Source organism: Dyadobacter fermentans DSM 18053 (assembly GCF_000023125.1).
GTDB lineage: Bacteria > Bacteroidota > Bacteroidia > Cytophagales > Spirosomataceae > Dyadobacter > Dyadobacter fermentans.
Window position 1 is genome coordinate 1119782 of sequence record NC_013037.1, and the last position, 15120, is coordinate 1134901.

A 15120-nucleotide genomic window follows, 5' to 3' on the forward strand; every position below is an offset into this window, starting at 1 on the left:
AAACGTTATCGCTGCCGTGCAACGCCTAGCAGACATCCAAATTTTAATCTGACGTCAAAAAAGGCCGGAATTTCTCCTGCCTTTTTTGAGCTTTGAGCCGCTTTTTTTCTAATTCTTACCATGAAATTGGTCTATCCCAAATGTTTACTTGATCATCTCCATCAATATAGTGCTTGACCGTACCCGAGCCTGTCAAATACCATTTGCTAGATCCTTGTTGGTTGAATCGGTCCACATAAGTATAGTTGGCCATAGAATATTCCCAATCAGTTGTGCCATATATTGGTCCCACAGGCGGTTGACCATTACAGCAATTTGGTCCCACTGTACGAGCCGCAACTGTAACGGCAGTTGCAGGGTCAACTCCAAACTTTAAGGTATACGAAAAATTAGGTGTTATTACACGATAATTTGAGGCGGGCTGCCATGATCCACTACCTTTCCATTCCAGCTTTGCTTTATATTTTACCTCCATGGTAATCTGTGGATAATAATTTTGTGGGTCCAGTTGCCCGGGAACAAAAACTATTGCCGCAATTCGTGCATCTATTTCATCAACCCATTTTCTCCAACCTGCCACAGGTGTAAATTGCCAAAATTGCGCTTGATCTCCACCTACTGCGTATGCATCTGCGTTAAAATCTAGTCTCGCGTTGGAAAAAGATTCCAAAAGTATGTTAGGCGATCTGCCGTATTTGTAGGTCCTCACCTCGTTCCTGTTGATAGTATCCTCGTTTGCCCAGTCAATCTGATCTTTTTTACTCTTGTCGACAAAAAACTGCTCTTTTTTCCCAAATCGCACATACTGACCGTTGATAATATATGCGGCGTCCTTATTGAGCAAGTAGACATATGCGGTTGGAACATTTTCAATTATTTGTCGTTGAAGGTCAGATATTTCGCCTTTCCTTACATCTCCAATTAGTAGAACGTCTCCGTATTTTTGTTCCATGTTCTTCTTGAAACCATTGTCGCTCTTTAACTTTTCGCAGAATTCATTGAATACACCAACCGTTGTAAATTCTAAGATTCCTTTGTGCAAAAGCACAGAACCGCCAGTGGATTGCAGAATCGATGAGTCAATTTTTCTTATTTCTATTTCTGGGAATTTTTCTTCGTTGCACGAGAACAGTATTGTTCCAAAAAAGGCCAATGTGGCAAATGATTTTAACTTCATTTGATAAAATATTTAAGATTTATACTATTTGAACAGAATTGTAAATGCACAATATAAAATTGTACAACAGAAAGTACCGTTAACATTTACACAAAATATATTTCGTTTGTAGCGCTGATTCAAAGTGGAACAAAGTGAATAAAATGGTTGCATGTTAGGCAAAGTTTTTTTTATGCTTCTATTATGCCTCTCCAAATGCCTGCCATTTACTTCTTTAATAATTTGAAGGTTTGTTTCGAATTTATCCAAGGTGAGTCTTTGGGAGTGGATATAGTTTTCGACTGGTAAGTGATTAATTCAAAATACTTAATTCGAACTTAGCCGTTTGCAGAAATCACAACATCCGTCTCAAAAGCGTGCGGACGCAATCTATAAGACCGAGAACTCTGCTTCAAGTCGTGTAAATACCTAGTAGCAGCTCGAATAAAGACGCAATGAGTATCACGCACGTCGTAAAAACCAGGATTGGTCTGCGATTTAACTTTTGCATCCAACTTTCAGTTGCCCAACCGAGTATCGGAGTTGTGGCCGATTTTCAAACATTTCCACATGTTTCCAAGGTGTCAACCTTTATTTCGAAAATTTGTTCGTTCCATACAACCGTTTCAGTGTATTTATGCCTCTTTAAATAGAAACTGACATAAGAACTAATAATAATTGAGCCTTCCTTGGATGCATGCTAAACGTCCTTACCTCACTTTTGCTAATTATATCGCTGGCGATGCCATTGTGCGCCCAGGATACTACATCAATTATATTTTCCGAGGAAGCAGTAACGCTTGAAGACCAGCACTTTGTCGACCGGTATGAAAATGTCTTCATGACCAAAATTCCTACAAAAAGGATTTTTAAGCTGGGTTACACAGCATCCACTTACAAGGGGATGGGACTTACTGCCGCAGTTGAATACAAGCTTTTCCCCTTTTTATCCTTGGAGGCTGCCATTTATTCAAGGGCAGCCCGCGAGGGCGATGGAATTTATCTAGATAGTTTTTTCAGGCAGTTGAGCGGCCGAAATTTATTTGCTAGCGTCGGTAGCCGCTGGTATCCCAACATGATGCGTAGGATCGCCCGTCAGCAAAGCGCCAATAATTTTACAGGGAGTTATTTGTCTGTTTTATATGAAAGATCAGTGGGTGCTATTCAATATGGGTATGTAAGGGACCATTTTAGTCTGTCTTACGGTTTCCAAAGCCGTTTTTTAACAAGCGGCTTTCTTGATTTTTCCCTGGGTCTGTACTACCTGAGACCATATCCTGAGTGGTATATCTCGGGTTGGCCGGTGACGTCAAAATTTCGTATTAACAATCTGGTTTTTGCGTCTCGTTCCTTGATCGGCCTTGCTTTGGGAGATTGGAAAAGAACTGGTAGTGGCCCCTTATGTGATGTGCTTCATTGCGACTATTTGGTCAGACAACACTTCAAAATTAGGTTGCCTGAGGTGAACGTTGGTCTCCAAAATCAATCGATCCGGGCTGAAATCGGATACGAGAGAAAAATCGGACGAAGCCCTTTCTCGATGAATTTTACTGTCCGGAATGAAACTGATCGGTCAACATTATACGGCTACAAAACTTTTCACGGAAGGACAGAAGGCGAAGGACAACTCCGATTCTACTACCTTCAAAAAAATCAGGTTAGAAAAGGGAAAGCATCAGACAACCTTTCGGGGTTGTATGTGGGTGCTCGTTTTGGATATCGATGGGAATATGAGCACTATAGTCACCGAGAAAGGTATTCAGGCCGCACCCAATTGGTTGGAATATCGGCAGGATATCAACAACGCCTGTTTCACAAATTGTACTTCGATTCGGCAGTCAGCCTCTCCGGTGTGGGCTATGTCAAAAGTATAGTGAAGGTTAAATCCGGCGAGGTTAATGCCCGAGCAGGAGTTGGCTTTGCTTTTTGATAGACGAAATCCTGCACGGCCGACACCGCGTCAACGCAGCCGACTCAGTACAATTGGTCTTCCGTTAATTGCACGAAATTTCGTTTAAGTAAAATAAGCGAGCCCCTATTCTGCTGCTGAAGCACGTCAAGACGGGGGCGGTCTTTATTATAGATAAGACCTTAACTGGATGATTACCATTTCTAGTAATCCTAGGGGGCCGCAAAACATAGAAAATGGGAAGTGTACAAAAAATCGAGTAAACGATGGTTGAGAAACAATCGTGTCGGAATCCTTTCCCCGGCATACCTCGGGTGTCTTGTTGCCCGCCTACAATCAACAAGCCGAACGAGTTCCGAGTAAGGCCGGCCTCGCAGAGCAAGATCCAAATGAAGCGCGCGGCGGCAGCCGCGTGATACATTTGTACATCTTGCCTACCACGGATAGACAGGTGGTAGCATCTAATTTTCGCGTGTCTGAAGTGGCTACAATTCCTTGCCCGAGAGCCGGTGCAAGTCTCCGAAACGTCACTAATGATCCAAATTAAGCGGGAAGAAGAAAATTTGGTCCCAAATGCGCCTTTGAGACCATTTTGGAATAAAAATGATCCTTTTTACGCTTTCCGGACTGTTTTTGGCCAATCGGGGTGTTTTGGCATCAAAAATGATCTTAACAAAGAATCAGTTTGTGCAGCGAGCAAATTGTCCGTAACAATTCTCACATCGTAGCCTATCAATCATCGCCCATAAGAGATAATTAAATTTTTTCTTACAAGCCCCTCTCACAATTACGGAGGGGTTGTAAGAAAAAATTTAAAGTCTGCTGAAATAATCTCCGGCAAGGCATTCAACGTTGCACGAAACGTATTTCAGCTACCTAATCATGAACTAGTAGTTTGTGGCTAGTAGCGACATTTCAGCCACCACATTTCTGTGGGTTAGCCAGCATCAGATCGCTGAGTTGTTTAAACAGAGCAAAAAAAATCAGTTTTAACGTAGAAAATATCTTCAAAGAGCACGAAACGGAGGAAGTAGCAACTGTCAAGGATTACTTGACGGTTCAAGCTGCGGGAATAGCAAGGCAAAACGGAAAATCCAGCTATTACAGTCTGGTTGTGATCAATTAAACGCGAGGCCAGATTCATTTTGCATTTTCAAGCAGTCGCTTGAGTAACTCTACTTTTTCCTGTTCGGACGTAAGTAAACGTTCGTAAAGCTTTCGATTCTCATCGTAGCTTTCAATTAGTTTATCTAATGGATTGAATGTTGGATTGACATTAACAGCATTCATGGTAGATGAATCATGGCTATTGAAGGTATTTGAAATTACATTCAGAGCCTTGTCTTCATCGAAATTCTTGATTGCTTCTGCGGGAACCTTCAGTATCTGAGCAACCTGATCCAGGATTTCCTGTTCAACGACTTCCTTCTGCTCTAGTAGCGAAACCCTCTTTTGAGACCATTCCCCGCCAAGTTCGAAGGCTAAGCCTTCCTGCTTGATTCCCAACATTTCCCGAAAGCGCTTGATGTTCCGGCCGTGGTGGATGTGTTTTGTCATTTCTTGCGAAGTGCTCATTTTTCAAAAGATAAGGTTTCTCTGTTTCTGATCAAAAGCCTAAAATAGCTGTTTTAGGGCTATGAAACCATAGTTTTGGTATTTTTTAGAATCACATCAGTGCCGATTTTTACCATTTATTCCACTCAAACAGGGATGATGATGAGATATATTTCAGAAGATGTCAAGGATCTGAAACCGGTCTGGATATCAAGTCAGGAGACCGAGCACCCGGAGAAAATATTCCCGGAGTTTTGGAGAAATTATACGATTGCTGATTGCAGGTTCTTTTTGTGGCAGATGCTCTCAGCATCGATATCGACGGAAGGCCAGCACGTAGATGCCAGCCCTGGAGAGCAACTCTATTTTTTTGAGAATCTAGTGGTATACCTTGAAGCATCGTTTGTGTTGGATCATCATCGGTCTTTGTCAAAAGCAAAAGGAGATGAACGCGAGCGTACTGAGCCTAGAACACCTTCCGGGAAGTCGGACTCAGAAACAAATCGAGGAGGCCTACCGAAGAAGCTCAATAAGCGGCTTAAAAGGCTATCTATCTGGCACCGTGATGGATTCGATGACCCGTACGCGATTCTTGATTCCTTTTTTGACGCGTACGACCTAACAACCTTTAAGGCGAGATTGTACGATATTTTGCAGGTGTGCTGTCAAGAAAAATATTACGACAAGGGCTGCCCAGCGGATGTGCTCTATCTACTAGAAAAGGTTGAATCGATCATCAATGCTGCCTACCTGATCCTGGGCGGGGAGAACGAAAAACGGCTAACCAAGTCGAAACCATCCGCCGAAGTCACGTGCAAAGCTGGCGTCAGACCGCAAGGAGAAATTGAACTACCTGCCGGTACTATTCAATTCTTGACAGAATTTTTTGAGTATAAGGGCTTAAAGAAGTGGAAACAGGAACTTAACCGGATTTGCCTTTACTCCCTAAGTAGCCAGTCTGCTCAGGAGTGGGGTGTTTACATTGACTTGCTTACCTTATACCAGCTAGTTGGTAGACTAGCCGAAACGGCTTTTGATCTTCGAAAAAATAGATCGGCGTTGGTGTAACGACTGAAAGAAAGTATCTTGGGGCTTTGGTAGGGCGGTGATTCTGTTTCATCTTGGTGGATTGTTGCGAAGCCCGTCCTGCCTCGTTTTTGATGCTAAAAATTAGCTGTTGTCGGATTGCAAGATTTTGATCGCCATGGATAAGTGGCATGGTGAATCCAACCAAGTAATGAAGGCGTTCTGGCTACATGTCCCGCACTTTTCCGATGAAAACCCAAGAGCAGATACTGAGAGAACTGTCAGAAATCAGGGAAGCTATTGTTAGAATCGCGGGTACACCAGCACTTCCGCCAGAAGAGCAATTCTCTGAAGCCTCACTGGATAAAGTTGCCCTGGAATTAAAGAAGCTTTCCATCAAAAGAGGTGAATGGATCGATGACAGGGATCTGAGCAGATATTTCAAAGGGGTCTACAATGGGGGAAGGTTCATCCGGGAAACGTTCGGATTTAATGATTTTTTCAAGAAGGGAAAATCATATTATTACCGGAAATCCAGCATTATCCGTTTATCCCAGGAATTGAAATCCCGAAATGTTGACTTGGCCCGATACATGGAGCTTAAAGAGAGTGAGGCAAAATTCCAGGAAAAAGTCTCCGCGGTCGCTGCCGCAAACAAAAAGCAAAAAAAGAAACCCCCATTTCAGTTACCTGATTCCCTAAAAGACATTACTACCGAAGACTTTCATCCAGCAGTTGAAATTGTTGAAGCCGAACTGAGCAAGCTGCGTGAGCAGTTTACCAAAGAAAATCTTTCAAAATATATAGATGTTTACGGTGGTCATGCCATGATGAAATTCCGCTATCCATTTTCAGGGTTTGCCGAAAAGGAGATAAAATCCAAATGCAGGCGCTGGTGCGACCAATACAACATGGCCTGCGATGCACTTTCGAAGTTGAGTGGAAAAGAGAAGAAATTTACCCCACCGGAAGACCCTAATGCCTATGAATTATGACGGCTTCCTCTTCCTACTGACTACAATTTTGAGCACTTCCGATTCGAGGTACATCGCCTTTGTTCTGCCTTTGACCAGTTGTGGTTTTACGATGCCCGCGTTTACAGCTTTCAGGAAAGCTGCGTTGCTGGCTCCGGTTAACTTTAAAGCACCTTCTTTGGTAAGCAATTGATCTTGTTGCAACACGCTTTTCAATTCTTCTTTGACAATTGCGCGGACGCGGTCCATGAACTCTTCGACTGTTAAAGAGTGCAGCAGGATGGTTTCCATAAATTTGAAGTTAGGGTGAAACATAGTGAGTTAGCACAAAACGCTTCTTTGGCTGCAAACATAGGTAAACAGCCGATATCTGCTCCACATCAGTTTCACCTATTTGAAAATCGAAAGGGTCTAGGATTTCCACATTGCGGATTTTAGCTTTGTTTTCTTGGCAATACTAAAACAGAAAACGTGATGGAAAGGATGAGGGGAACGGATGAGGCCAAAGGCGGCCTGTCGCTAGATCAGTTGGTTACGCTTGCAGACTTGAAAAGTGTTCGGGACGAGCTTTTGGCAGCAATTGCCAGGACGAAGGGATCTTCACCAGACACCGCGAAGAAATGGCTAAAATCTTCCGAGGTTAGAAAGCTCCTAAACATTTCGCCGGGCAAGTTGTTAGCCCTCAGAGCTAATCGCCAGCTCGCATTTGTGAGACTGGGTGGAGTAATCTACTACGACAGGGACGATATTGAGGCGATGATCCAAAAGGCTAAAGTACCAACGTTGGTTGGCAAGGCGTGAAGACCGCATACCAAAATTTTGGACGTGGATGTGATGTCCCTCCCACGCCGGAATACGTGGAGGTTTATTTCCTTCAATGTAAGAAGACTAAAGAAGCGGCGCGTGAATTCTACAGGCATTATTCAATGCGGTATTGGCGCTCTTCGAGCGGAAAAGTCATTCGGGATTGGAAACGCCTGGCGTGGCAGTGGATTTGGAATGTCAACGTCCGTAAGAATGCATCATAACGAATGTTTGTTGGTAGCTTTGCTTGTGAGGGAGCTCGTTTGGTGTTTTTGAGAAGGAGTCGTTTATCACCCATTGCAGAGAAACGATTTTTAAATATAGTCACTCGGTGAAGAAATATATTAGACGGAATGATACGGAGAAAGAAGTATGGGTTCGTTCAATCCACTTTAAAGGTTATTTTTACTCAAAAAGCGGAAGTTTCTTCAATAAAAGATAGCTTATGGGTAAAGGAAGGGGAGCAAACGCTCCCCTTCAACAATGGCTAAAGTGTGTTTAATAGAGTGCTAAATGCATCCCACGTTTTCCCGAGTTCGGGCCATGGCTTTTGTACAAGAGCCTCAAGGCGATGTTTAACAAAAAAACCAATGACTGCTAGGGATGCGAACACAATCCACTTTATCCAGCCCGTCAGCAAATTTCTTAGAGAGAAACCACGCACAGGAGAGCTGACTGCGTTTCTATTTTGCACTTCCATAATAGTGAGATCCAGAATGGAGCTAATGGAATTCACTTTGCATATCAGGGATTGTTCAAGCAGTTGGAAGTTGCCTGCGTCGAATAAATTGGCCTCGCTTTTGCCTGAAACTCCATTAATGACTGACAAACCGTTGTTTTCCGCAATTGCTAATAGCTTTCCTTTTGGCCTAACAGTTGGCTCGAATTTTGGCAAATAGAGCTGTTTTACTAGTACGCTCAGGTCTATTCGTCGTTCGTTTAGTACCACACTGGGCTTCACACCGCCAAGAACCCTGTAGCGGTGATCGATCGCTGCAAAACCAAAGGTTGAATCTTTCATGCTCCAGTGAACCCACATGGCGTTTTGATTTAATCTGACAAATCGGTAAAAGCGTTTTAGCATCGCCTTCTCAAATAGATTCTTTTGATTTTCAGTTAATCTGCCGCCTGCACCAGCCATTTCCGCTTCCTTCTTGATAGAGAAAATTCTCGTTTCACCATCAGACCTTAAGAGCAAGCCGATCGATGTAACCCTCGTGGGACTCTTCGACAGGTCGGAGCAAGTATAGTGGACAATTATAGTATTATTTGCGTTCGCTTCTAACGACGCTATTGATCGATTTATGGCTGACGGATGTTGCCCGATTGCAGGAGTATTGGTCATTTGTAAGGTAAAATTGTAATCCTGCGAGAGGATGTGCGGTAAAATTTTTCATTTATCTTTATTTAATAAGTTTGGGATAATGTGATCGAGTTGTTTTACGAGGAGGAGACCTTGGCATAGACTTCTACTATTTACGTGACGGTAGCTTGGCGTACCAGCGAACTATGTCCCCAATGATTGGATAAATATCATTGTGCTTTGCCCCGAAATGGAACATCCCATTACTGAATTGTCCGAGGTCTCGGTTGCCATCTTCAATTGACGGAAGGTAACTCTCTAGACTTGTTAGTCCCATTTCCTCTATCTCGTCAGATTCGAGCTGATAGTACCTCCATGCGGGGTTTTCATGGCTGAAATCAAAAGACGCAATCGCTTCCCACAGTTGTTTTTGATACTCTGGAATATTCCAGGTTCGCTTCTTTTCACTGTGAAAATCATAAGTTAGTTTGGCAAGTGCCTTCAGGACCACTGGCTGTGCAGCTACCGTGTCTCTTCTTGCGTCTACACTAGAAATTCCCGGTATTTCAGCAACAGTCTTCCAAAATCTGTTGGCCAGTTCAATCTTCGCGTCAACTTGGGAAGGTGTCGCACTTTGAATACTCGTTTTGTTCAGAAATAACAGGGCATTGATTGAAACCACCTCCTGATGGGTGAATCCCGACTCAATTCCATCCTTCCGTTGCCTTTCAGTTATCTCCTGAATTCCTGATTCTGGAAAGATTGTAGCAAACAAGTGATCCTTAATATAGGTATTCACCGGATTCGAGCCATCATATTGTAACGCCATACCTCGATCAACGCGCTTTCCTAAATTGTTAAGGTCATGAAACAATTGTCGTTCTTTCTCAACATCGAGTCCCAAATGTACTTCGATAGCCACCGTACATTCTTTCATTTTTTCAAGACAAACTTGCCAAACAAATAGCTCGTCACCACCAATTTGCTCTTTGCCGCCGTCGTAAAGCAGGATCGGACCGCGCGCGGGATACTTGTGATAAGTCAATACATGTCGTATAAAGTCACTTACAAGCTCGATGGCCTTCCTTCTGTGCTGACCATCAACTATCCAGAGAGTGTCAGATTGTGACAAGAATATCTTAAAACAAGCGACCTCTTCAGAACCAATGGTCTTTAGCGGAAGCACTTGTAGGTTAGAACCGCCAAATCCGGTGTTGCGCAGAGATGCCACAAGGGGGGGGATTGCAATGTAAGGTTGTTCTCCCATTGCCTTTGAAATCCTCGCAAACGAAGAGCTGCCATTGAGACGTGGCGAATTACTTATTGCGGCGAGCAACCCTTTCAATATATATTTTGCTATTGAAGACGCATGCGAAATATCGAGCTTACGCTGCGCTACCTCAATCGTGTTCAATGACTGCTCGTTGGCAACCTCGGTCATTTCGTTTACCTCATACAAGGACATATTCAAAGTCAACGTTCGAAAGCCTGTGTTGTAACCAACAAAGGTTTTGATAGGTTTTCCCACATTTCCGGACGAATCCAGTGCTGAATCCAGGGTAGTTATTTCTGACATTGTTATCAATTTTAGTTACCTTGCAAAGGTATACAAAATAATATTAATTGCAAGCCTGGATAATAGATATTTTCTCCCAGGAGAAAAATACAGAATCGTGAAATTTTCCTGGACGAAGATACTTTGCGTGTTTGATACACTGATTTTGTCGACTGAATTACTCAGAAAGAGGCTCGCACTATGATGAGGTAGTGCACATGACTATCTTCGGTGTAACAATATTGTAATTAGAAGGAAGCAAATTGAAGTGCCGCTGACTGCGATGCAACGGCACTCAGAATTCAATTCATGGGTCGCAATTCGCCCGACGTTGTGAAGAGTTTCTGTTTTGCGATTGCTACATTAGCGCTAATCCTTTGTTTTCTGACGCGAGCGTAGCGTTGGGTTGTTCTAATATTCCGATGTCCAAGCATTTTACCGACATCTTCCAAGGGCACGCCATTGTTGAGCATCATGTCGGCGAACGTATGACGGGCAAGGTGCGTATTTAGCGGCCTTTTGATCCCGCAGATCACGGCAAGCTCTTTGAGATAAACATTGTACCGGAAATTGCTGTTGACCGGGATCAGCCGGTTGTTAACCCTGCAATAAGGATGGCTTTGGTATTTATCGATCAAATCCTGCACGATCGGGAGAATGGGCACCATTTCAGTGACCTCTGTCTTACCTCTGTCTTTGATCAGCCATTTTTCACCAGCTCGGCCGACTTTCACAATATTCTCCGGAGAGAGGTTATACATATCCTGATAGGCAAAGCCGGTAAAGCACTGGAAAATGAAGGCGTCGCGCACTTCGCTGATCCGGTCGATGTCGATCTGCTTTTTATGAATGGCCTCGACTTCAAATAGCTCCAACGGCAGGACTTCCTTGTTTCCGCCCGAGCAAACAAACCCTTCCAGTGGATTGGAAGGGATAACCTTCTTCTTAACGCCTGTTTTGACGATCTGCCTTGTCCATTTCACCAGCTTCTTGGCAGTGACCTCAGAAAGTGGCTCGTCCAGGTGGAGTGTCAAATAGTCGTAGAACTCTTCGGCAAAGCACTGGTCGATCTCGGTCATTTCAATGTCCTTCCGCTGATAACGGAAGCGGATAAATGCTTCGACCTTCCGTTTGGTCGACCGCCAGTGTCTTAATGTCCCCTCTGATCGAATTCCTTTCTTAGCTTTCTTTTCGAAGATCGCGATGAATTCATCGAAGGCTGCTAGCAGCGATTGGCTGGGTCCGGCAGCCTTTTCCGGCTTTGCTTTGGAATGAGTTAATGGCAAGCCCAGATAGGCATTTTTCAGCATCACCGGCGTCACATGGTTAAACTGGGATTGCAGCACGAGAAAGTGTTTTTCGATCTCAGCCTGTGCCTGGACGATTTTCAAGTTAATGATCTTCGCTTCCGCTGTCGTAGCGGTCACCAGCTTGGCATCGCTGTTCCAGAAGTCGGGATGGATCTTTTTGCCAAGGGAAATGTCAGTGTCGGTTCCGTCGATGGTAATCCTGACATAGATGGGTGCTTTTCCGTCTTTGGAGGCCTTGCCCCGGTACAGCCAGAAAAGCAATGACAGATTTTGTTTGAACTTCATGCTCGCACATTTTAAGGTTGGTAATTGTTCCGTGGAGAACCTTAAATCAAAACCGCCTCAATCAAACATCTGATTCGGTCACCTAATTTACCGAATCCAACAGGTGATCGAATAGGTGACCGAATGGATTGGTTCATTATGATTCAGACTGACCTGCCTTTTTGTAAAATGCGCTGATTATCAATGTATTTTAAACAAAAAAGGCACACTTTCGTGTGCCTTCTGTGATCCCGCTGGGATTCGAACCCAGGACCCATACATTAAAAGTGTATTGCTCTACCAGCTGAGCTACGGAATCATTTAAGACTTTCAACTACTCCGAAAAACCTTCCACTCAATTCCATCGCTGCGCTTCATAAAAAGTTAACAATCGATGTCGTTTCTGGCGTTTTTTGTTTTTCGTTTCGCCGTATCGTGGTGCAAAAGTACAATTGGGATTTTATCAAACAAATTTTGAGAGCACTATTTTTTGAGCCAAAATGCAGGAAATTTCGCAATAGGCTCACATTTAGAAATTTAAACGCCTAAAAAAATTTAAATTTTTTTCATTTCATAACAAGGTAATATGCAGTCGGCCGATCCGACGGGCGTGTGGCTGGTATTTGCGGGATGTTGAGGTTTGTTATGTTGTTTAGATTTAGTTTAAATAATATTTTTGCGCCGAAACTAAATCTATGCTATGACAAAAAAATTATTTCTACTCGCAATGCTGTTCGGTTGTGTCGCTGGGAGGGCGTTTGCGCAAAATGGTTCTGTCAGCGGCGCCGTGCGTACTTCCGATGGTGAACCGGTGGAGCTCGTCACCGTGAATGTGAAAGGCACTTCCAAAGGCGCTTTGACCGACCGGAACGGAAAGTTTTTTATCCGAAATTTGCAGCCCGGCTTGCAGCGCCTCGTGGCTTCGTTCGTCGGGCTGGATAAGCAGGAGCAAACCGTCGAGGTGACTGCCGGGGGCACTGTCACGCTGGATTTTGTGCTCAAAGCAAGCTCGGCGCAGTTGCAGGAAGTGATCGTCTCGGGGCGGAACCTGAACCGCGAGAATGCCATTGTGGCCAAAATTCCTTTGAAAAAGCTCGAAAATCCACAGGTTTACAACACGGTGTCCGCCGAAATTATGAAGCAGCAGGGCATTACGAGCTACGACGATGCGCTCCGCAATGTGCCGGGCATTGCCCGTACGTGGGAGTCGACCGGCCGGGCAGGGGATGGGGCTTCGTATTTCGCATTGCGCGGGTTTGATGCGCAGCCGACACTCTACAACGGCCTTCCGGGCCTCACAAGCGGTAATCTCGACCCGGCGAATGTGGAGGAGATCCAGGTGATCAAGGGGCCGTCGAGCACGCTCTTCGGCGGGGCGTTTTACAGCTACGGCGGGATGATCAATACGATCACCAAAAAGCCTTATCACCAGTTCGGGGGCGAGATCGCGTATAACGCCGGGAGTTTCGGGCTGAACCGCGTCACGGCCGACATTAACACGCCGCTTAGCAAGGCGGATAAGATCGCGCTGCGCGTTAATACCGCCTACCATTCCGAAAACAGTTTTCAGGACGCAGGGTTTAAAAAGTCGTTTTTTATCGCGCCTGCATTGGTGTATGAGGTGAACGACCGCCTTTCGCTGCATTTGCTGGCCGAATTCCTAGAAGAAGAACGGGCAGTGGCACCAGTATTCTTCCATTCCGACCGGCTCAGCCCGCTTCCTTTCAAAAATCTCCGGGATCTGAACCTGAACCCGCGCCTTTCGTTCACTTCAAACGACCTTACGATCCGTAATCCGCGTTTTAATCTGCAAGCGCAGGCCGTTTACAAGCTGTCGGACCAATGGACGTCGCAAACTGTTTTTTCAAGAGGCGCGGTGAAGTCCGATGGCATTTATACCTACATCTGGGACGATGTGTCGGGGGATAACTGGTTTAGCCAATACTTTCACAAAGAGCAGCAATCGACCACTACAACCGATATCCAGCAGAATTTCAACGGCGATTTCAAAATCGGCAACATGCGTAACCGGCTACTGGTAGGCGTGGATTATTTCAGACGAAACGTGGTCGATAATGGCTCCGGCTGGGCTTCGGCGAGGAATGTTTCGCCGCAGGGCGAGGTAAATTATGTGAACCCTTACTCGGGCGATACGCTTGCGCCCGTGTACCTCACGCAGGCGTCGATCGACAATCTGCTGGCCGGGCTCGAAGGAAGTGCGAGCAATATTACCAACACGTCGTTCGGAGCGTATGCGTCCAACGTGCTGAATATCATGCCGAACCTGAATGTAATGCTGAGCCTCCGTGCCGATTATTTCGATTCAAAAGGCGAGAGAAGTACTTCCGAAGACGATTTTGACCAATGGGCATTGTCGCCTAAAATCGGGATCGTGTACCAGCCGCTGCCCGACAAGGTTTCGCTTTTTGCGAACTACATGAATGCGTTCATCAACGTGGCGCCGCAGCAGGTGACCGATCGCGACGGGAGCAACCCACGCATCAAGTCGTTCCGCCCCGAGCATGCGGATCAATGGGAGTATGGGATTAAAACCAACCTTTTTTCCGACAAGCTGGGTGCCACGCTTTCGGTGTACGATATCAAGGTGTCGGACCGTGTTATGCCCAATCCGGCCAATATCCGCGATTTTACACAAGGCGGAAAGGTCGGCAGCAAAGGCTTTGAAATTGATGTCGTGGCTAATCCTGTCAATGGTCTCAGCCTGATCGCCGGTTTCAGTCACAACAAAACGAAAGTTATTTCGGGCGATGCGGAAGATTTTTACAGTGAACCCGGACGTTCGATAGGAGGGCAGGGGCCTCAAAACCTGGCTAATTTCTGGGCGACCTATCGCATAAGCAGCGGCACGTTGAAAAATGCCGGTTTCGGTTTCGGAGGAAATTACGCCGGCGAATACAAGGTGATCGACAACAGCAAAACAGGCGTTTTTACGCTCCCAGCCTACACACTGCTGAATGCGAGCGTGTTTTATAATGCCAGCCATTTCCGGATTTCATTGAATGTAAACAACCTTACCAGCAAGGAATATTACATCGGCTACTGGTCGGTAAACCCGCAGAAGCCGAGAAATTCTACATTGAGCATTGCCTATAAATTTTAGCTAAATGCTTGAAGACCAGAAGCCGGATACGAAACGCTGCATCCGGCTTTATTTATTTTTAATTATTTTTGATAGGTGCTGATAAGGTTGAAGGGAACGGCGTATAAACAAGCAGCAATCGGAACGCGATTTTCAGTCAGTTAA

General features: G+C 45.0%; 11 protein-coding genes and 1 tRNA gene. 5 read left to right on the forward strand and 7 right to left on the reverse strand.

Features of this window, described 5'->3' with window-relative positions; all coding sequences use genetic code 11:
- Positions 1-115 precede the first annotated feature (115 nt).
- Positions 116-1177 carry a hypothetical protein gene (locus DFER_RS04750; protein WP_015810468.1) on the reverse strand — a complete coding sequence of 354 codons (1062 nt, stop codon included), beginning with the start codon at positions 1175-1177 and terminating at the stop codon, positions 116-118.
- A gap of 676 nt (positions 1178-1853) precedes the next feature.
- On the opposite strand from DFER_RS04750, the gene DFER_RS04755 reads away from it, so the two are divergent.
- Complete coding sequence (locus DFER_RS04755; RefSeq protein WP_015810469.1) at positions 1854-3086, forward strand: hypothetical protein; 1233 nt, start codon at positions 1854-1856, stop codon at positions 3084-3086.
- 1119 nt (positions 3087-4205) lie between these two features.
- Here DFER_RS04755 and DFER_RS04760 read toward each other — a convergent pair.
- Positions 4206-4640: a helix-turn-helix domain-containing protein gene (locus tag DFER_RS04760; RefSeq protein ID WP_015810470.1), complete on the reverse strand. Its 435-nt coding sequence runs from the start codon at positions 4638-4640 to the stop codon at positions 4206-4208.
- Positions 4641-4775: 135 nt separating this feature from the next.
- On the opposite strand from DFER_RS04760, the gene DFER_RS04765 reads away from it, so the two are divergent.
- Both DFER_RS04765 and DFER_RS04770 read left to right on the forward strand, forming a co-directional pair.
- Positions 4776-5687, forward strand: coding sequence for a hypothetical protein (locus tag DFER_RS04765; protein ID WP_015810471.1), 912 nt, complete (start codon positions 4776-4778; stop codon positions 5685-5687).
- A gap of 206 nt (positions 5688-5893) precedes the next feature.
- Complete coding sequence (locus tag DFER_RS04770) at positions 5894-6640, forward strand: hypothetical protein (protein WP_015810472.1); 747 nt, start codon at positions 5894-5896, stop codon at positions 6638-6640.
- Here the strand turns inward: DFER_RS04770 and DFER_RS04775 are convergent.
- On the reverse strand, positions 6635-6910 hold the full coding sequence (locus tag DFER_RS04775; RefSeq protein ID WP_143828668.1) for a hypothetical protein: 276 nt from the start codon (positions 6908-6910) through the stop codon (positions 6635-6637). The genes DFER_RS04770 and DFER_RS04775 overlap by 6 nt on opposite strands.
- A gap of 183 nt (positions 6911-7093) precedes the next feature.
- Here DFER_RS04775 and DFER_RS04780 point away from each other — a divergent pair, with 183 nt between their 5' ends.
- Positions 7094-7420 carry a helix-turn-helix domain-containing protein gene (locus DFER_RS04780; RefSeq protein ID WP_143828669.1) on the forward strand — a complete coding sequence of 109 codons (327 nt, stop codon included), beginning with the start codon at positions 7094-7096 and terminating at the stop codon, positions 7418-7420.
- Positions 7421-7910: 490 nt separating this feature from the next.
- Here DFER_RS04780 and DFER_RS04785 read toward each other — a convergent pair whose 3' ends face one another.
- The 4 genes from DFER_RS04785 to DFER_RS04800 all read right to left on the reverse strand — a co-directional run bounded on the left by DFER_RS04785 (position 7911) and on the right by DFER_RS04800 (position 12174).
- Positions 7911-8768 (reverse strand): hypothetical protein, encoded by an 858-nt coding sequence (locus tag DFER_RS04785; protein WP_015810475.1) that lies wholly within the window; start codon positions 8766-8768, stop codon positions 7911-7913.
- A 127-nt stretch (positions 8769-8895) separates the two neighbouring features.
- Positions 8896-10302: a DNA sulfur modification protein DndB gene (locus DFER_RS04790; RefSeq protein WP_015810476.1), complete on the reverse strand. Its 1407-nt coding sequence runs from the start codon at positions 10300-10302 to the stop codon at positions 8896-8898.
- A 281-nt stretch (positions 10303-10583) separates the two neighbouring features.
- Entirely contained in the window at positions 10584-11876 is a 1293-nt protein-coding gene (locus DFER_RS04795) for a site-specific integrase (RefSeq protein WP_015810477.1), read from the reverse strand.
- Positions 11877-12101: 225 nt separating this feature from the next.
- A tRNA-Lys gene (locus DFER_RS04800) sits at positions 12102-12174 on the reverse strand.
- A gap of 381 nt (positions 12175-12555) precedes the next feature.
- Between DFER_RS04800 and DFER_RS04805 the strand changes: the two genes are divergently transcribed.
- The gene (locus DFER_RS04805; protein WP_015810478.1) at positions 12556-14976 is read left to right on the forward strand and encodes a TonB-dependent receptor; all 2421 of its coding nucleotides are present in this window, start codon (positions 12556-12558) and stop codon (positions 14974-14976) included.
- Positions 14977-15120 lie beyond the last annotated feature (144 nt).